The 17,370-nt window shown below is 64.3% G+C and carries 18 protein-coding genes; 14 read left to right on the top strand and 4 right to left on the bottom strand.

From position 1 onward, the window contains the following. Positions 1-54 precede the first annotated feature (54 nt). Positions 55-387, top strand: a complete 333-nt coding sequence (locus MTR72_RS36465) for a PRC-barrel domain-containing protein (protein WP_027549787.1) — start codon at positions 55-57, stop codon at positions 385-387. A gap of 84 nt (positions 388-471) precedes the next feature. Here MTR72_RS36465 and MTR72_RS36460 read toward each other — a convergent pair whose 3' ends face one another. Together MTR72_RS36460 and MTR72_RS36455 are read right to left on the bottom strand one after the other, a co-directional pair. After that, a complete protein-coding gene (locus MTR72_RS36460) occupies positions 472-867 on the bottom strand; it encodes a group II truncated hemoglobin (RefSeq protein WP_280967112.1) in 396 nt (131 codons plus the stop codon). Between the two features lie 93 nt (positions 868-960). Beyond that, a complete protein-coding gene (locus tag MTR72_RS36455; RefSeq protein WP_280967111.1) occupies positions 961-1,869 on the bottom strand; it encodes a helix-turn-helix transcriptional regulator in 909 nt (302 codons plus the stop codon). A gap of 136 nt (positions 1,870-2,005) precedes the next feature. On the opposite strand from MTR72_RS36455, the gene MTR72_RS36450 reads away from it, so the two are divergent. The 4 genes from MTR72_RS36450 (at position 2,006) to boxB (ending at position 8,129) form a co-directional block, all read left to right on the top strand. Then, a complete protein-coding gene (locus MTR72_RS36450) occupies positions 2,006-3,547 on the top strand; it encodes a benzoate-CoA ligase family protein (RefSeq protein ID WP_280967110.1) in 1,542 nt (513 codons plus the stop codon). Between the two features lie 301 nt (positions 3,548-3,848). Further along, positions 3,849-4,667: an alpha/beta fold hydrolase gene (locus MTR72_RS36445; RefSeq protein WP_280967109.1), complete on the top strand. Its 819-nt coding sequence runs from the start codon at positions 3,849-3,851 to the stop codon at positions 4,665-4,667. Between the two features lie 201 nt (positions 4,668-4,868). Further along, positions 4,869-6,557 (top strand): 2,3-epoxybenzoyl-CoA dihydrolase, encoded by a 1,689-nt coding sequence (gene boxC, locus MTR72_RS36440; RefSeq protein WP_280967108.1) that lies wholly within the window; start codon positions 4,869-4,871, stop codon positions 6,555-6,557. Positions 6,558-6,677: 120 nt separating this feature from the next. Next, entirely contained in the window at positions 6,678-8,129 is a 1,452-nt protein-coding gene (boxB, locus tag MTR72_RS36435; protein ID WP_280967107.1) for a benzoyl-CoA 2,3-epoxidase subunit BoxB, read from the top strand. Between the two features lie 177 nt (positions 8,130-8,306). Here the strand turns inward: boxB and MTR72_RS36430 are convergent, their stop codons facing one another. Together MTR72_RS36430 and MTR72_RS36425 are read right to left on the bottom strand one after the other, a co-directional pair. Next, on the bottom strand, positions 8,307-9,116 hold the full coding sequence (locus MTR72_RS36430) for an SDR family oxidoreductase (RefSeq protein ID WP_280967106.1): 810 nt from the start codon (positions 9,114-9,116) through the stop codon (positions 8,307-8,309). 182 nt (positions 9,117-9,298) lie between these two features. Beyond that, complete coding sequence (locus MTR72_RS36425; protein WP_280967105.1) at positions 9,299-10,357, bottom strand: polysaccharide deacetylase family protein; 1,059 nt, start codon at positions 10,355-10,357, stop codon at positions 9,299-9,301. Between the two features lie 165 nt (positions 10,358-10,522). On the opposite strand from MTR72_RS36425, the gene MTR72_RS36420 reads away from it, so the two are divergent. The 9 genes from MTR72_RS36420 (at position 10,523) to MTR72_RS36380 (ending at position 17,342) form a co-directional block, all read left to right on the top strand. Further along, a complete protein-coding gene (locus MTR72_RS36420; RefSeq protein ID WP_280967104.1) occupies positions 10,523-11,917 on the top strand; it encodes an OmpA family protein in 1,395 nt (464 codons plus the stop codon). A gap of 2 nt (positions 11,918-11,919) precedes the next feature. Then, positions 11,920-12,216 carry a hypothetical protein gene (locus tag MTR72_RS36415; protein ID WP_280967103.1) on the top strand — a complete coding sequence of 99 codons (297 nt, stop codon included), beginning with the start codon at positions 11,920-11,922 and terminating at the stop codon, positions 12,214-12,216. 117 nt (positions 12,217-12,333) lie between these two features. Then, entirely contained in the window at positions 12,334-12,924 is a 591-nt protein-coding gene (locus MTR72_RS36410; RefSeq protein WP_280967102.1) for a TetR/AcrR family transcriptional regulator, read from the top strand. Then, positions 12,921-13,853: a haloalkane dehalogenase gene (locus MTR72_RS36405; protein ID WP_280967101.1), complete on the top strand. Its 933-nt coding sequence runs from the start codon at positions 12,921-12,923 to the stop codon at positions 13,851-13,853. Before MTR72_RS36410 ends, MTR72_RS36405 begins: the two co-directional genes overlap by 4 nt. Before the next feature lie 12 nt (positions 13,854-13,865). Next, positions 13,866-14,093, top strand: a complete 228-nt coding sequence (locus MTR72_RS36400) for an Rdx family protein (RefSeq protein ID WP_280967100.1) — start codon at positions 13,866-13,868, stop codon at positions 14,091-14,093. Positions 14,094-14,115: 22 nt separating this feature from the next. Beyond that, positions 14,116-14,547, top strand: coding sequence for a GNAT family N-acetyltransferase (locus MTR72_RS36395; RefSeq protein WP_280967099.1), 432 nt, complete (start codon positions 14,116-14,118; stop codon positions 14,545-14,547). Positions 14,548-14,763: 216 nt separating this feature from the next. After that, on the top strand, positions 14,764-14,958 hold the full coding sequence (locus MTR72_RS36390) for a hypothetical protein (RefSeq protein WP_280967098.1): 195 nt from the start codon (positions 14,764-14,766) through the stop codon (positions 14,956-14,958). Next, positions 14,959-16,014: a lysylphosphatidylglycerol synthase domain-containing protein gene (locus MTR72_RS36385; protein ID WP_280967097.1), complete on the top strand. Its 1,056-nt coding sequence runs from the start codon at positions 14,959-14,961 to the stop codon at positions 16,012-16,014. A gap of 32 nt (positions 16,015-16,046) precedes the next feature. Then, positions 16,047-17,342, top strand: a complete 1,296-nt coding sequence (locus MTR72_RS36380) for an ATP-binding protein (protein WP_280967096.1) — start codon at positions 16,047-16,049, stop codon at positions 17,340-17,342. Positions 17,343-17,370 lie beyond the last annotated feature (28 nt).

Genomic DNA, 17,370 nt, shown 5'->3' with positions numbered 1-17,370 from the left:
ACATTGCCGCAGCCTGTGCTATAATGTGCTCCACAGAAGACCAGGGAGTACGCCATGCAACACACCATGGTTCCCAGTGATCGCGTGGAGCACGTCGCCGTCTACGGATGTGACGGCACGAAGCTCGGCACGATTGAGCGATTGATGCTCGACAAGGTGAGCGGAACGGTCGCCTACGCCGTCATCAAGACCGGCAGGCTGCTCGGGACCCACCATCATTATCCTCTGCAGTGGAGCGCACTGAAATACGATCCGGGACGTCAGGCCTTCCAGGTCGAGCTGACGCCGGAGCAACTGAGCAGCGGCCCCTGCGAGGTCGATGGCGATGAGTTCGACTGGGGCGACCGCTCGCGGCCCTACCAGCATCCGAATTACTGGTCGATCTAGGCGATCGACTTCATTCGTCTTGATGCCCCGCCGCTTCGCGCTCCATGTCGCGCCCCGCGTGTCCTCGCCCCTCTGCCGGCACCCTCACTGCCGGTTGCGCATCCAGTCGGCGAGGCCGGATAGCGCGCGGTCGAGGTCCTGTCGCGCAGCCGTGTCGACGACCGTCTCCTCCAGCGCGCCGCGCATGCAGAGCAGCCACGCATCGCGTTCGGCATCGCCGATCGCAAAGCCGATATGCCGCTGGCGCAGCCGCGGATGGCCCTTCTCGACCGAATAGAGTCGCGGTCCGCCAGTCCATTCGGTGAGATAGCGCTTCAGCACGTCCTTGATGTCGCCGAGATCGGCCGCATGCATGGTGCGGATGACTTTCGCAGCCGGCAGCGTGTCCATGCGCGCATAGAAGCGCTCGACCAGCCGATCGATCGTGGCGCTGCCGCCGATCCGCTCGAACATGGAAGCTGCGACGTCGCTATCGGTCATTGCTAATCCCAAGGCTTGCTGCCGGGTTCGGATATGCATTGTGGCGCGCCCACAAACATCTGCGCTCGCTTGTCCGGGACGACGGCGAAGAATCTACAGCGCCACGCTGCGCAGGCCGAAGCTGCGGGCTTCGTTCTGGAGCACGGGGCGCACTGCGTCGATCAGGCGCGCGGCGGCGGCGTCGACGGAGAGGCCGGCGGTATCCACCACCGCCGTCGCACGCGAATACAGCGGCTCGCGACTCAGCAAGATGTTGCGCAGCTCCGTCATTGCGGAGCGGTCATCGGCCATCGGGCGCAGATCGCCCTGGCGGCGCACGCGCGCCATGTGCTCCTCGGGCTCGGCCTTCAGCCAGATCGTGTAGAACGACGACAGGATCTGGTCGAAGGTCAGCGGCTCCGAGACGATGCCGCCGCCCGTCGCCAGCACCATCAGCTCGTTGCGTGCCAGGAGCTGTTGCAGCGCCGTCTGCTCCATGCGGCGAAAGCCTTCCTGGCCGTAGAGTGCGATGATCTCGGCGATCGAAAGCCCGTTCTGCTCCTCGATCGCCTTGTTGAGCTCGACGAAGCTCCAGCCGATCTTCTTCGCCAAAATCTTGCCGAGCGTGGACTTGCCGGCACCGCGCAGGCCGATCAGCGCGATGCCGCAGAACGGCGCACGCCGCGGCGCCGAGGCGCTGCCGCCGGCAAGCAGATCCTTGGCCTGCGCGATCTGGCTCGGCGTCGCCTTGCGGAGGAGATCGCGAAACATCTGCCAGTCCGGCGTCGGATCGGCTGAGGGAAGCAGGTCTTCGAGATGCGCACCCATCGCGTCCGACACGCGGCGCAGCAGCACGATGGAGACGTTGCCCTTGCCGCTCTCGAGCTGTGCGATGTAACGCTCCGAAATTCCTGATACCTTGGCGAGCACCTTGCGCGACATGCCGCGCAGCGCACGCATGGTGCGCACGCGCTGGCCGAGCTGTTCGAGAAATCGGGATTCGGCGTCGGGACTGTCGGTCATGGACTACAGATCATGGGCCTTCTTTAGCGGAGGTCCTGCGGCGCATTTAAATGAAACATAATGCCTGATGGCATTGACAGCAAGCCGCTCCGGTGTCTTTCTATGAATTATAATTCTAAATTCTGGGGAGAAGTCCGTGAGCGAGGGATCCTATAACGCGGTGACCTGGCTGCTCGACCGCAACGTCGAGGAAGGCCGCGGCAACAAGCTGGTCTTCGACGATACCGCCTCGCGGCTCACCTATGGCGAGCTCCAGCGCGAAACGCGGCGCGCCGCGAACATGCTGCGCCGGCTTGGCGTCCGCCGCGAGGAGCGGGTGGCGATGATCATGCTGGATACGGTCGACTTCCCGATCGTATTTCTCGGCGCGATCCGAGCCGGCATCGTGCCGGTGCCGCTCAACACGCTGCTGACTGCGGACCAGTACGCCTACATCCTCGCCGACTGCCGCGCGCGCGCGCTGTTCGTCGCCGAAGCGCTCTATCCCGTCATCAAGGACGTCGTCGGCCGCATGCCGGATCTCGAGCATGTCGTGGTGTCCGGCGCCAAGATGAACGGCCACAAGCAGCTCACTGAGGAGCTTGCGGGTGAGAGCGATCAGTTCGCGACGGCCGCGACCCACCCCGATGAGCCGGCGTTCTGGCTGTATTCGTCCGGCTCGACCGGCATGCCCAAGGGCGTCCGCCATCTGCATTCGAACCTGCAGGCAACCGCCGACACCTACGCAAAACAGGTGCTCGGCATCCGCGAGAGCGATGTCTGCCTGTCCGCGGCAAAGCTGTTCTTCGCCTATGGCCTCGGCAATGCGCTGACCTTCCCGATGTCGGTGGGCGCCAGCGTGGTCTTGAATAGCGAGCGCCCGACGCCGGCGCGGATGTTCGGCCTGATGAACAAGTACAATCCGTCGATCTTCTACGGCGTGCCGACGCTGTTCGCGGCGATGCTCAACGACGAGACGATGAAGAGTGAGCGCGGCGGCAGCGCATTACGCATCTGCACCTCGGCCGGCGAGGCGCTGCCGGAATCCGTCGGCAATAGCTGGAAAGCGCGTTTCGGTGTCGACATTCTCGACGGCGTCGGCTCGACCGAGCTGTTGCACATCTTCCTGTCGAACGCGCCCGGCGACATCAAGTACGGCTCCTCCGGCAAGCCGGTACCGGGCTATGCCGTGCGGCTGGTCAACGAGGCCGGCCAGGACGTTGCCGACGGTGAGGTCGGCGAGCTCCTGGTCGATGCGCCCTCTGCCGGTGAGGGCTACTGGAATCAGCGCCACAAGAGCCGCCGCACTTTTGAAGGGCCATGGACGCGCACCGGCGACAAATATGTGCGCGACGCCGAGGGCCGCTACACCTTCTGCGGCCGCGCCGACGACATGTTCAAGGTCTCCGGCATCTGGGTTTCGCCGTTCGAGGTCGAGAGCGCGCTGATCACGCACCCCGCCGTGCTGGAGGCTGCCGTCGTGCCCGAGGCCGATCCGGAAGGACTGCTGAAGCCGAAAGCCTTCGTCGTGCTGCGCCCTGGCGCAAAGACGGACGATCTGCAGGAGATGTTGAAAGAGCACGTCAAGCAGAAGATCGGCCCATGGAAATATCCGCGGTGGATCGACGTGGTGGAGTCCTTGCCGAAGACGGCAACGGGAAAGATTCAGCGGTTCAAGCTGCGTGAAGGGGCGAACTGAGCGTGCTCATATGGCGTAGTGCTGTTACCGCGAACTCCGCTGCGCTCCCTCCCCCCTTGCGGGGGAGGCGTAGGCCGCCTTCGGCGGCCGTCCTTCTAATGAACGCCGAAGCGGAGCTTCGGCTGTGGGAGCGGGGTAGCCCAGCAAAAGGTCTATCCATCGTCACAACATCGTTTGTTCAAATTGAGAGAGGGTGCCGTGTGGCAACCCCCTCCCTAGCCCTCCCCCGCAAGGGGGGAGGGAACGACGGAGCGAGAGAACGCGTCTCGTCCTCATTGCGCGAACGAAGAAGAGTCACAGCATGACCAACCTCACCCCCACCGGCTTCCTCAGCATCGATGGCGCCAGCCTCGAATACAAATGGCTCGCGCCACAAGTCCAGGACGCGCCGACCATTGTCATGCTGCATGAAGGGCTCGGCTCGGTCGGGCTCTGGAATGATTTTCCCGAGAAGCTGCAGCAGGCCACCGGCGCCGGCATGTTCGTCTACTCGCGCGCGGGCTATGGCCAGTCGAGCCCCGTGAAGCTGCCGCGGCCGCTCGACTACATGCAGCGCGAGGCGCTGGACGTGCTGCCGAAGGTGCTCGACGCAATCGGGTTCAAGCGCGGCCTGCTGCTCGGCCATTCCGACGGCGGCTCGATCGCGGCGATCTATGCCGGCTCGCACCAGGATCACCGGCTGGGCGGCCTCGTGCTGCTGGCGCCGCATTTCATCGTCGAGGATATCTCGGTGCAGTCGATCGCCGCGATCAAGACGGCCTACGAGACCACGGACCTGAAGGCCAAACTCGCGCGCTGGCACAAGGATGTCGACAACGCCTTCTATGGCTGGAACGGCGCTTGGCTCGATCCAAAATTCCGCAACTGGGACATCTCCGAGTACCTCGCCTACATCCGCGTCCCTGTGATGGTCCTGCAGGGTGTCGATGATCAATACGGGACACTGCGTCAGGTCGAGATCGCGCAGGCAGAATGTTATTGCCCGGTAGATTTGAAAGTCATTTCAGGCGCGGGGCATTCGCCGCATCGCGAAGCGCCGGGTGCGACGCTTGACGCGATTGTCCAGTTTGCAACGGCGGCCCTGCGCGACGACCAGAGTCTTCAGGGACGGGCCGCTTGAACTGTTGCAGGCACATCTTTGATGGGTGTGCCGCTAAAGGCGAGCGGGCCGCAGCCGTGGTCCGGCGCGCCGCCGCGATCCCGACCCATGAAACAAAATGCATGTGGCGACAGCGCGGGGGCTAGACGCATCCGAAAAGATGCATTATTGTGCATCTAACGGTTAAAGACCGAAGCTCATAATCCAGCTCAAGGGTGGCCCATGGCCGGGGAAGATCGTCGCCTCGCAGGCGGTGCGACATTCATCGATTTCCAGACCGATCCGTCCCGCTACCGGCACTGGAAGCTCGCGGTCGACGGCGAGGTCGCGACGCTGATCATGGATGTCGACGAGAACGGCGCCCTGTTCGAGGGCTATCTACTCAAGCTCAACTCTTACGATCTCGGCGTCGATATCGAGCTCGCCGATGCGATCCAGCGGCTGCGCTTCGAACATCCGGAGGTGAAGGTCGTGCTGCTGCGCTCGGCCAAGAACCGCGTGTTCTGCGCCGGCGCCAACATCCGCATGCTTGCCGGCTCGACCCACGCCCACAAGGTCAACTTCTGCAAGTTCACCAACGAGACCCGGAACGGCATGGAAGACTCCTCGGAGAATTCCGGCCAGCGCTTCATCACCGTGGTGAACGGCTCGGCCGCCGGCGGCGGCTACGAGCTCGCGCTCGCCACAGACCACATCATCCTCGCCGATGACGGCTCTTCTGCTGTTGCGCTGCCCGAAGTGCCGCTGCTCGCGGTGCTGCCGGGCACCGGCGGTCTCACCCGCGTCGTCGACAAGCGCAAGGTTCGCCGCGACCATGCCGACTTCTTCTGCACCATCGAGGAAGGTGTGAAGGGCAAGCGCGCAGTGGCCTGGCGCCTGGTCGACGAGATCGCGCCGAATTCCAAGCTCGAGGCCAGGATCGCCGAGCGCGCCAAGGAGTTCGCCGGCGCCTCGAAGCGCAACGGCAGCGGCAAGGGTATCGCGCTGACGCCGCTCAAGCGGACGATCGACGAGAACAGCGTCCGCTACGGCTTCGTCAGCGTCGACATCGACCGCGCCGCCCGCATTGCCACCGTCGCGATCAAGGCTCCGGAGGCCTCACCGCCCGCCGATATCGACGGCATGATGGCGCAGGGTGCCTCGTTCTGGCCGCTTCAGGTCGCGCGCGAGCTCGATGACGCCATCCTGCATCTGCGCATCAACGAGCTCGAGATCGCCATGCTGGTGTTCAAGAGCCATGGCGACCGCGCCCATGTGCTCGCCTGCGACGCGTTCCTCGAAGCCAACAAGGCGCACTGGCTCGTCAACGAGATCCGCCACTACTGGAAGCGTGTCTTGAAGCGCATCGACGTCACCTCGCGCACGCTGGTGACGCTGGTCGAGCCCGGCTCCTGCTTTGCTGGTACGCTCGCCGAGCTCGTCTTCGCCGCCGACCGCTCCTACATGCTGGTCGGCACGCGCCAAGGCGACAACCGCCCGCCGCCCGCGATCGAGCTTTCCGCGATGAATTTTGGCCCGTATCCGATGAGCCACGGGCTGACGCGGCTCGAGTCGCGCTTCCAGGCAGATCCGTCCGAGGTCGAACGCGCCAAGGGCCATACCGGCGAGGCGCTCGACGCCGAGCAGGCCGAGGAGCTCGGCCTTGTCACCTTCGCGCTCGACGACATCGACTGGGATGACGAGGTCCGCGTCTTCCTCGAGGAGCGCGCCAGCTTCTCGCCCGACAGCCTCACCGGTATGGAAGCGAGCCTGCGCTTCGTCGGCCCGGAGACGATGGAGTCAAAGATCTTCGCGCGTCTGACTGCGTGGCAGAACTGGATCTTCCAGCGCCCCAATGCCGTCGGCGAGGAAGGCGCACTGCGCCGCTACGGCAGCGGACAGAAGCCGAAATTCGATATGACGCGGGTATAGCGAGTAGGGAATGGCGAATAGCGAATGAGGGAAGTCCATTCACTACTCGCCATTCGCTATTCGCGATCCGCAGTTCGACGCCAGAAATTAAATGAACCAGTCCCCCACGGGAGATGCGCCATGAACATGAACATCATGAACGTCGACTACTCGACCAAGATTCCGAACAACGTGAATCTCGCCGAAGATCGCCAGGTGCTGAAAGCGCTGGAAGGCTGGCATCCCGGCTACATGGACTGGTGGAGCGACATGGGACCGGAAGGTTTTCAGGAATCGCTGGTTTACTTGCGCACCGCCTATTCGGTCGATCCGCGCGGCTGGGCCAAGTTCGATTATGTCCGCATGCCCGAATATCGCTGGGGCATTCTGCTTGCGCCGCAGGAAGAAAAGCGCGTCGTGCCGTTCGGCGAGCACTACGGCGAGCCGGCCTGGCAGGAAGTCCCGGGCGAGCATCGCGCCATGCTGCGCCGCCTGATCGTGATCCAGGGTGACACCGAGCCCGCGTCCGTCGAGCAGCAGCGTCATCTCGGCAAGACCGCGCCCTCGCTCTACGACATGCGCAATTTGTTCCAGGTCAATGTCGAGGAAGGCCGTCACCTCTGGGCGATGGTGTATCTGCTGCAAAAGTATTTCGGCCGCGACGGCCGCGAGGAAGCCGACGATTTGCTGCGCCGCCGCTCGGGTGATGCGGATGCGCCGCGCATGCTGGGCGCCTTCAACGAGGCGACGCCGGACTGGCTGTCCTTCTTCATGTTCACCTACTTCACCGACCGCGACGGCAAGATGCAGCTCCACAGCCTCGCGCAGTCAGGCTTCGATCCGCTGTCGCGCACCTGCCGTTTCATGCTGACGGAAGAGGCGCACCACATGTTCGTCGGCGAGACCGGCATCACCCGCGTCGTGCAGCGCACCTGCGATGCGATGCGGGAAGCGGGCATCTCCGATCCGACGGATATCGCCAAGGTCCGCGCACTCGGCGTGATCGATCTGCCGACCATCCAGAAGAAGCTGAACCTGCACTATACGCTGTCGCTCGACCTGTTCGGCTCCGAAGTTTCGACCAATGCGGCGAACGCCTTCAACGCCGGCATCAAGGGCCGCTATCACGAGACCCAGATCGAGGACGATCATCAACTCAAGAATGCCACCTATCCGGTGCTCAAGCTGATCAACGGCGAAGCCAAGCTGGTCGACGAGCCGGCGCTGACCGCGCTCAACATGCGCCTGCGCGACGACTACAGCCAGGATTGCGTCAAGGGCATGCTGCGCTGGAACAAGGTGATCTCGACCGCGGGCTACGACTTCAAGCTGACGCTGCCCAACGTCGCCTTCCATCGTCACATCGGCGAGTTCAAGGACGTCCACGCCACGCCCGACGGCATCCTGATCGACGATGCCACCTGGGCCAAGCGCAGGGACGAGTGGCTGCCGTCGGCCAGCGACGGCGACTTCATCACATCGCTGATGCAGCCCGTCACCGAGACCGGCAAGTTCGCCTCCTGGATCTCGCCGCCGAAAGTCGGCATCGACAACAAGCCCGGCGATTTCGAATACGTGAAGATCGAGTCGTAAGGGCCAGGGACTGAGTTTTGCGCAAGACCGAATGCTGTCATCACCCGCGAAAGCGGGTGATCCAGTATTCCAGAGGCGGTCGTGGCTTCGCAGAGAGGCCGCGGCGTACTGGATGCCCCGGTCAAGCCGGGGCATGACAGCGAGTGTGAGGCGAGGGTGCTGCACTCGCAGCCAGTCTCAACTATCCCACCCGCTCCCCTTGATGCCGGGATTCGCATAGACGATCCCGCCATCCACCGCGATCGTCGCGCCCACCACATAGTCGCCCGCGCGTGAGGCGAGATAGATTGCGGCGCCCGCCATATCCTCGTCGGTGCCAATCCGACCTGCAGGCACGCGCGTCGCAACCTCGTCACCGTGATCGCGCGCGGCGCGGTTCATGTCCGACTTGAACGGTCCCGGCGCGATCGCGGTGACCACGACATGATCGGAGATCAGCTTCACCGCCATCCGCCGCGTCAGGTGGATCAGCCCGGCCTTGCTTGCCGCGTAAGAGTAGGTCTCCATCGGATTGACAAAGATGCCATCGATGGACGCGATGTTGATCACCTTGGCCGGCCGCTCCGCGCTTGCAGCCGCACGCAAGGGAGCTGCCAGCGCCTTGGTCAGGAAGAACGGCGACTTGACGTTGAGGTTCATCACCTTGTCCCAGCCGCTCTCCGGAAACTCGTCGAACTTCGCTCCCCAGGCTGCTCCCGCATTGTTGACGAGGATGTCGAGTTTTGGCTCGCGCTTTTTGAATTCGCCCGCGAGCAGCTCGACGCCGGCAAGCGCGGAGATGTCGATCGGCAGCGCGATGCATTCGCCGTTAAATTGCGCGGAGAGCTCCTTGGCGGTCTCCTCGCAAGGCCCGGCCTTGCGCGCAGTGATGTAAACCTTCGCCGCGCCGGCGCCAAGAAAGCCTGCTGCGATCATCTTGCCGATGCCGCGCGAGCCGCCGGTCACGAGCGCAACACGGCCTTCGAGCGAGAACAGATTTTTGAACATGACGCCTCCCTTGGTTGGCACTCGTTGTGGGCGGGGCGATGAGGGGAGTCAAGGAACCGTCGCTAGCTCCGCCCTCATCCTGAGGAGCGCGTTAGCGCGTCTCGAAGGATGCGGGCGCACCATCCTTCGAGACGCGCTCCTTCGGAGCGCTCCTCAGGATGAGGTCTGAGTGTGCGGATCGATCAGGCCGCAGCGATCCGGCGTAGGCCGTTCCACATCGCGGTCGCGGCGCCCGAGGTCAGCACCGGCAGGATGCGGGTGTCCTGGTAGTTGCCGTTGAGCGAGACGCGCGGCAGCGCGGTCATGTGGCCGGCGTTCTCGGCGAACAGCATACCGGGTCGCGTCGTCACGGCGGTCTTGAAACCGGCGGAAGCGGCAAGCGCGAATTCGCGCTGGCCTGCTGCCTCGCGGTCGCCATAGGGGTAGGCAAAATGCAGCACGGGAAGTCCGAGCGCCTGTTCGATCCGCGCGCGGCTCATTGCCATTTCCTGCGCGGCGATCGCCTCGCTCTGCTTGGCGAGATTGCAGTGGCTGATGGTGTGGGCGCCGATCGTGACCAGTGGATCGGCGGCAAGCGCCGTGACCTCGCCCCAGGGCAGGCAAAGGCCGCGGCACAGCGCGGCCATATCGACGTCGTATCTGGTGCAGAGTGTCTCGATCTCGCGCTTGAGATCATGCTCGCCCGGCAGCGCGCGCAGCCAGTCGTGCAGGCGGTCGAACGCCGCCTGCTTTGCCGCAGGCGTCGTCGCATCGAGGCGAAGCGCGGCCTTGCCGATCTGCACGTCGATCTGTTCGGCCTTGGCGATCACCGCTTCCAGCGCAATCCACCACAGGCGTCCGATGCCTTCGGCGAAGTCGCTGGTGACATAGACGGTCGAAGGCGCGTCGAACTCGCGCAGCACCGGCAGCGCAAACTCCAGATTGTCGCGGTAACCGTCGTCGAGGGTGAAGGCGGCGAAGCGGCGAGCAAAGTTGCCTTGGACCAGCCGCTCATGCAACTCGTCCATGCTGACGATGTCGATGTCGCGCGAGCGCAGGTGGCAAAGGGTCGCGCGCAGGAAATCCGGGGTGACCTCGAGGTGCCGGTTGGGTTGGAATGCGTCGTCTCGGGCCGGCCGCACGTGGTGCAGCATGAAAATGGCACCGACGCCCGACAAAAGCGGACGCAGGAGATGGTGCGCGCCGCTGAAATAGAGTGCTCCCAGCCCGGCGCGGATGACGTTGTTGCGGAGTTGTTTCATCGAAGGCTGGCGGACCCCTGGCATTCCGCCTTCAACTTAAGGAAGGACCCTTGAAGAAAAAGTTATTCCAATTGTCCACGCAGGGCCTTCAGACGGCCGGCATTTCCGGTTTGACAGCCTGCCAAGGGTTTGTTTTGTCTCCGGTTCCAGAGTTCGGGTCGTCGAATGCAGAAGCTTTTCAAGTGGGCCAGCAAATGGTGGCCGGGGCTGATCCCCTTGGCCGTCATGTGGGGATTTGCGGCCTGGAATAACACCTTGCCGGTCGAAGCCGACCTGTCGGCCCGAAGCAGCGCCGCGCTCAAGGGCACCGTTCTGGACAAGACCCGGATTGCCGTCGACGGCCGCGATGTCAGCCTGGCCGCGGATGCCTTCTCCGAGGAGGGCCGCCGCGATGCGGTGATGGCGGTCGAGAACGTTCCAGGCGTTCGCCTCGTCGACGACGCGACCCGCCTCGTTCCCGAGGCCAAGCCCTTCGTCTGGAACGCCGAGCGCGACGTGGTCCGGGTGACGCTGTCGGGCAGCGCGCCGTTGCCGGCGATGAAGGCGCGGCTCGTGGAGGCGGCGCGCAAGGAGCTCGGCGGGGTCGAGGTGGCCGATCAGATGGGGCTGGCGCGCGGCGCGCCGCCGCGGTTCGAGGCGGCCGCGATGCTCCTGCTCGACCAGATCGGCAAGCTCAAGGAAGGCAAGATCACGATCTCCGACACCAAGATCAGCCTGTCGGGCATGGCCCGGGACCTCGGCGGCCGCGAGGCGATCGCGGTGGCGTTGAAGAACCTGCCCGAAGGTTTTTCAATCGCCGCGAACGAGGTCAAGGCACCGCCCTATATCTTCCAGGCCTACAAGGATCCGGTCGCCGCGACGCTGACGCTGACCGGCTACGTGCCTGACGACAACGTGCACGCGGCCATCGCAAGCAGCGCCTCGCGAAGGTTCTTCACCGAAAAGGTCGTCGACAATCTCAAGTCCAGCATCGGGGCGCCTAGCTCCTTCAGCACTGCGGTGGTCGCAGCCCTCGGCGCGCTGTCGCGGCTGTCGACCGGCACACTTGTGGTGTCCGACCGCGAGGTGAAGCTGTCGGGCGATGCGCTGTATGAAGGCGCGGCCAACGATATTCGCGCCGGTCTCGGCAAGGATTTTCCAAAGACCTGGCAGTACAAGCCGGAAATAACGGTGAAGCCTGCGGCGGGCCCGGTCGACGGCACCGTCTGCCAGCAATTGTTCTCGGAGCTCCTGGGCAAGGGCAAGATTCGCTTCGAGCCGAAGCGCGCCAACATCGATCCGGACTCTGCAGGCATTCTCGACCATCTCATCGAGACGGCGCTGCGTTGTCCGACCACCAATATCGAGGTTGCCGGCCACACCGATGCCGATGGCGAGGATTCCTTCAACCAGGCCCTCTCGGAAAAGCGCGCGCAGGCGGTGATCGACTATCTGGTCAAGGCCGGCCTGCCGGCGACCCGCTTCACCGCGGTCGGCTATGGCGCGACGCAGCCCGTCGCCGGCAACGACACCGATGATGGCAAGGCGCAGAACCGCCGCATCGAATTTCTGGTGAGGTGACGATGCCGTATCTCGTCTCGTTTCATTTGGGCTGGCTGATCGGATCGCTGCTGTTGGGCTTGGCGATGGGCTGGATTTCGGTGGTCCAGCGCGGCAACGGCACCTCGAAGGTGACAGCACGCTGGCTGGCGGTGCTGGTCGCGGGACTGGTCGCGGCGTCGCTCACCCGTGTGGTCCCCGGACGGTTCGGCTACTGGCTCGACCTCGGTCTGATTATCTTTGCCTGCTATCTGGTCGGCTGCACCATCGGCGCGTGGCTACGCGATCGCGTGGTCTCGCGCAGCGCGCCAGCGGCCTGAGCTTCCGGCCCGCGTATAGGCGCATCCAACATTGCGGTAACTGTCTGATGACAAAGGAGAACGTCGAGGCGAAAAGTTGAGCTTGACAATAATACGTACGTGCGTATTGTGCATGTCATGCCAAAGCCCTCACTCAAAGACGCTATCCTCGACGCCGGCCTCAAGGTCATGTTCCGCACCGGCTATCATGGCACCAGCGTGCGCGACGTCACCGCCGCGGCGGGCGCGCCGCAGGGCTCCTTCACCAACCATTTTCGTTCCAAGGAGGCCTTCGCTTCCGAAGTGCTCGACCGCTATTTTGGCGTCACCAGGGGGCTGGTCGCGCAGGCGCTCGAGGATACCTCGCTGACACCGCGCGCGCGGCTCCGCCGCTACCTCGACATCATCACCGGCAGGTTGGAGGCCGACGGCTATGGCCGCGGCTGCCTGATTGGCGATCTCAGCCTGGAGGCCACCGGCAGCAGCGAGATGCTGCGCACGCGCCTCGCCGAGATCTTTGCCGAATGGCGCGTGCCGTTCGCCGTCTGCATCGCAGAAGCCCAGGAACGTGGCGAGATAGCGTCGGATTTCGAGCCCGAGGAGCTTGCCGACTTCCTGCTCGCATCCTGGCAGGGCGCGATCCTGCGCATGAAGGTCGATCGCAATCCCAAAGCGCTCGAGCGTTTCAAGAGCATCGCATTCCAAACCGTGTTCAAGGAGTCGACATGAGCCAGCAAGCCGAGATCGAGATTCGCAACACGTCCATCCTGGGAACGACCATGGCCTGGCGCGAGGCGGGCGCCCAGGATGCGCCGGTCGCGCTGTTTCTGCACGGCAATCCCACCTCGTCGTATATCTGGCGCAGCATCCTGCCGCTGGTGGCGCCGGTGGCGCATTGCATCGCGCCCGATCTCGTCGGCTTCGGCCGGTCCGGCAAGCCCGACATCGACTATCGCTTCTTCGACCACGTCCGCCATCTCGATGCACTGATCGACGAACTCGGCATCTCCTCGGCCTACCTCGTCGCGCAGGACTGGGGCACCGCGCTCGCATTTCATCTTGCTGCGCGCCGGCCGGATTTCGTCCGCGGCCTCGCTTTCATGGAGTTCATCCGCCCGATGCCGACCTGGCAGGATTTCCACCACAGCGAGGTCGCGGAGGAGTTCGAGCACGCCGAGGCGGCGAGGGCCATCTTTCGCAAGTTCAGAACACCGGGCGAGGGCGAGGCCATGATCCTTCAGGCCAATGCGTTCGTCGAACGCGTGCTGCCCGGCGGCATCCTGCGCAGGCTCAGCGACGAGGAGATGTCGTCCTATCGCGCACCGTTCCCGACGCCCGAGAGCCGCCGCCCCGTTCTCGCCCTTCCCCGCGAACTGCCGATCGCTGGCGAGCCTGCCGATGTCTATGAAACGCTTCAGTCCGCCCATGCGGCATTGGCAACCTCGTCCTATCCAAAGCTGCTGTTCACGGGCGAGCCTGGCGCGCTGGTCTCGCCCGAATTTGCCGAGCGGTTCGCAGCTCCGTTGAAGCACTGCGCGCTGGTGCGTCTTGGTCCGGGACTGCATTTCCTCCAGGAGGATCACCCCGAGGCGATCGGCCGGTCGGTCGCGGGCTGGATCGCCGGCATCGAAGCGGTGCGCCCGCAGCTTGCGGCTTGAACGGAGAGCAAAATGTCGGACGTCACGATTGTCTATTGTCGGCCCTGCGGCTACGAAAAACGCGCGAAGGAAGCAGCCGCTGCGCTGCATGAACAGTTGGCGCTGGAGTCGGATCTCGTGCCGGGCAAGGGCGGGATCTTCCAGCTCAAGCTCGGCGACAGGATTGTCGCTAGCCGCAGCAAGGGGCATTTTCCTGGAGCTGACGAGATCGTCGCCGCCGTTGCCGCCGCGCGGCGCTGATTGAGCACAGGAAGGTTTGCCGATGTCGATTGTCTGGACCGACGATCTCACCGCGATCGACTGGGACGAACTCTCCGTGCTCTACCGCATCGCGCCGCTGGGCAACAAGGCGCCGGCCGATCTCGCGCTGGTATTCGGCAACAGCATGTTCCGGGCCTTCGTCTACGATAGCGGCCGTCTCGTCGGCGCCGGCCGCGTGCTCGCCGACGGCCGCGACTGCGCCTATCTCTGCGATATCGCGGTGCACCCGGACTGTCAGGGCCAGGGCCTCGGCCGCCAGATCATCGAGCGGCTGCTTGCGCGCTGCGGCTCGCACCGAAAAATCATCCTCTATGCCGTGCCGGGCAAGGAGGCCTTCTACGAACGTCTCGGCTTCCGCCGGATGACCACGGCCATGGCCATCTTCGAGGATCAGACCCATGCCTATGAGCGCGGCTATCTGACCGCGCCCTAGGCGGCGCTCACGCCGCGACCTCTCAGCGCAGAGGATAATCCACGCAAAACCGGCCGTGCCGTCCCGCCTTTCAACAGTCGGGCGCGGCGCATAGATTGACGTCGGCTTAAGGCCGGACGGAACATTGCACGATCGAAATCATCAAAACTTCACGGCCCCTGCGCAGGATTGCCATGGAGATTCGCGTGAACCCTGTCGCGGAAAGAGCCGCCCCCCGTGTATTCCCTGCTCGAAAGCCTATCTAAAACATTGAAGGAACGGCTTTTTGGTCGCATTGGCGAATTCCACTCCGGCCCGAAACGCGCTACTGGAGGGGCGGGGGGAATGCGCGATGCCGGCGCCGGCGGCGCGGGTTCGCCGGCCGTCAATTCGCCGGCCAACGTGGCCGCTGGAGCGTTGTTCGAGGTCTAGATGCTGGAAGCCATACGCAGGGCGATGTCGTTTCTGCGCCAGAAGCAAATCCTGCATAAGCTTGGCGTTGTCATCAGCGTCACGGTCATCGGCATCGCTTGCTATGTGCTCTATCACATGCTGCGCGGCATCGATTTCAACGAGGTGGTCGAAGCGATCAAGAGCACCGAGCCGCGTCAGATTGCGATGGCGGCGCTGTTCGTCGCCGCGGGCTATTTTACCCTGACCTTCTACGACTTGTTCGCCGTGCGCGCGATCGGCCATGCCCATGTGCCTTATCGCATCAACGCGCTGGCCGCCTTCACGAGCTACTCGATCGGTCACAATGTAGGCGCCAGCGTCTTCACCGGTGGCGCGGTGCGTTACCGCATCTACTCAGCCCATGGCCTGAACGCGATCGACGTCGCGAAGATCTGCTTCCTCGCCGGTCTGACCTTCTGGCTCGGCAACGCCGCCGTGCTGGGGCTTGGAATTTCCTACCATCCGGAGGCGGCCGCCTCGATCGACCAGCTTCCGCCCTGGCTGAACCGCACGGCGGCGATGGGGATCATCGTCGCGCTGGTTGCCTATGTGGTCTGGGTCTGGACCCAGCCGCGGGTGGTCGGCCGCGGACCGTGGACGGTGGTGCTGCCGGGCGGCCCGCTGACGCTGCTGCAGATCGCGATCGGCATCATCGATCTCGGCTTCTGCGCGCTCGCGATGTACGTGCTGGTCCCGGACGAGCCCAATCTCGGCTTCGTCGTGGTCGCGGTGATCTTCGTCTCGGCGACGCTGCTCGGCTTTGCCAGCCATTCGCCCGGGGGCCTCGGCGTCTTCGACGCTGCCATGCTTGTCGGCCTCTGGCAGATGGACCGGGAGGAGCTCCTGGGCGGCATGCTCCTGTTCCGGGTGCTCTATTATCTTTCACCCTTCGTCATATCTGTAATCTTGCTGACGTTTCGCGAGGTTATCATCGGCGCCCGATCGAAGCGCCTGCAGCAGGCGGCGCTCAAGCTCGACCCCGGTCCGGCACCTGAAGCCGCCTATGTGAGAGAGCGCAGCGACAGCGGCGCCTGAACCGCGCAAGCCCCTAGGAGAAGCCCGCCCCGATGGCGATTGATGCCCCTCCTTCTCCCGCCCAGCCCTGGTCCGACCGGCTGCGGCACTCGACTATCATCCTGATCGCCGCAGCGCTGGCGCTGTCGGTCGTGGTTTCGCTCGGCGAATTGTCGGCGGTGCGCGCCGTGGCGGTGTTTCTCTGCATAGCGGCCGCCGCGCTGATCCCGTGGCGACTGCATGACAATGCGGCCTCGCGCGACGACGTCCGCCGCATCAATCCCGTCGAAAGCGCGGCGGTTGCGGCGGTCGTCGCCGGCATACCGGATCCGGCGGTGCTGCTCGACCGCGCCGGCCGTGTGATCCATCTCAATGCGGCCGCCGCCCAGCTTGCGCCGGCGCTGCGCAAGAACGAGCTGGCGCAGTTCGCACTGCGCTCGCCGGAGATCATCACCGCGCTGCGCGAGTCGATCGCCACCACCGAGCCGCGGCGCGCAGACTATCTCGACCATGTGCCGGTCGATCGCTGGATGGAGCTCATCATCACGCCGGTGCCGGTGCCCACCACCTTCGGCGGCGCCGACAAATGCATGCTGATGACCTTCCACGACCAGACGCCGCTGCGCCGGGTCGAGGAGATGCGCGCCGATTTCGTTGCCAATGCCAGCCACGAATTGCGCACGCCGCTCGCCGCGCTGTCGGGCTTCATTGATACGCTCCAGGGGCAGGCCAAGGACGACCCCAAGGCCCGCGAGCGCTTCCTCGGCATCATGCACGCTCAGGCCACACGCATGGCGCGCCTGATAGATGACCTCTTGTCGCTGTCGCGCGTCGAGTTGTCCGCCCATGTGCGACCCGACACCCTGGTCGATCTCGTGCCGATCATCCGCCAGGTCGCCGACGGGCTCGAGCCGCTGGCCCGCGAACGCCAGGTCGACGTCGAGACCCATCTGCCGGAGAGCCCGGTGATGATCGCGGGCGACCGTGAAGAGCTGTTGCGCCTGTTCGAGAACCTGATCGAGAACGCGCTCAAATATGGTGCCTCGGGCGGGCGCGTCATCGTGTCGCTCAACATCGGCGCGGCGACTGATGGAACTCAGGAAATCCGCGTCTTCGTGCGCGATTTCGGCCCCGGCATCGCGCCCGAGCACCTGCCGCGGCTGACCGAGCGCTTCTACCGGGTCGACGTCGGCGACAGCCGCTCGCAAGGCGGGACGGGCCTCGGATTATCGCTGGTGAAACATATTCTTAACCGTCATCGCGGCCGGCTTTTGATCGAAAGCGTGCCCAAGCAGGGCGCCACCTTCACCGCCTGTTTTCCCCAGGCCAGGACCTCGGCGTCAACCTGATATTCAAGCGATTCCAGCCACTTAAAGC

It is taken from the genome of Bradyrhizobium sp. ISRA442, from assembly GCF_038085055.1.
Classification (GTDB): domain Bacteria; phylum Pseudomonadota; class Alphaproteobacteria; order Rhizobiales; family Xanthobacteraceae; genus Bradyrhizobium.
This window is presented reverse-complemented; position numbering and strand designations above follow the sequence as displayed.

Excerpts from the sequence above, each read along its gene's own strand:
- MTR72_RS36465 (WP_027549787.1), top strand. The coding sequence starts at position 55 with ATGCAACACACCATGGTTCCCAGTGATCGCGTGGAGCACGTCGCCGTC.
- MTR72_RS36460 (WP_280967112.1), bottom strand. The coding sequence starts at position 867 with ATGACCGATAGCGACGTCGCAGCTTCCATGTTCGAGCGGATCGGCGGC.
- MTR72_RS36455 (WP_280967111.1), bottom strand. The coding sequence starts at position 1,869 with ATGACCGACAGTCCCGACGCCGAATCCCGATTTCTCGAACAGCTCGGC.
- MTR72_RS36445 (WP_280967109.1), top strand. The coding sequence starts at position 3,849 with ATGACCAACCTCACCCCCACCGGCTTCCTCAGCATCGATGGCGCCAGC.
- boxC (WP_280967108.1), top strand. The coding sequence starts at position 4,869 with ATGGCCGGGGAAGATCGTCGCCTCGCAGGCGGTGCGACATTCATCGAT.
- boxB (WP_280967107.1), top strand. The coding sequence starts at position 6,678 with ATGAACATGAACATCATGAACGTCGACTACTCGACCAAGATTCCGAAC.
- MTR72_RS36430 (WP_280967106.1), bottom strand. The coding sequence starts at position 9,116 with ATGTTCAAAAATCTGTTCTCGCTCGAAGGCCGTGTTGCGCTCGTGACC.
- MTR72_RS36425 (WP_280967105.1), bottom strand. The coding sequence starts at position 10,357 with ATGAAACAACTCCGCAACAACGTCATCCGCGCCGGGCTGGGAGCACTC.
- MTR72_RS36420 (WP_280967104.1), top strand. The coding sequence starts at position 10,523 with ATGCAGAAGCTTTTCAAGTGGGCCAGCAAATGGTGGCCGGGGCTGATC.
- MTR72_RS36415 (WP_280967103.1), top strand. The coding sequence starts at position 11,920 with ATGCCGTATCTCGTCTCGTTTCATTTGGGCTGGCTGATCGGATCGCTG.
- MTR72_RS36410 (WP_280967102.1), top strand. The coding sequence starts at position 12,334 with ATGCCAAAGCCCTCACTCAAAGACGCTATCCTCGACGCCGGCCTCAAG.
- MTR72_RS36405 (WP_280967101.1), top strand. The coding sequence starts at position 12,921 with ATGAGCCAGCAAGCCGAGATCGAGATTCGCAACACGTCCATCCTGGGA.
- MTR72_RS36400 (WP_280967100.1), top strand. The coding sequence starts at position 13,866 with ATGTCGGACGTCACGATTGTCTATTGTCGGCCCTGCGGCTACGAAAAA.
- MTR72_RS36395 (WP_280967099.1), top strand. The coding sequence starts at position 14,116 with ATGTCGATTGTCTGGACCGACGATCTCACCGCGATCGACTGGGACGAA.
- MTR72_RS36385 (WP_280967097.1), top strand. The coding sequence starts at position 14,959 with ATGCTGGAAGCCATACGCAGGGCGATGTCGTTTCTGCGCCAGAAGCAA.
- MTR72_RS36380 (WP_280967096.1), top strand. The coding sequence starts at position 16,047 with ATGGCGATTGATGCCCCTCCTTCTCCCGCCCAGCCCTGGTCCGACCGG.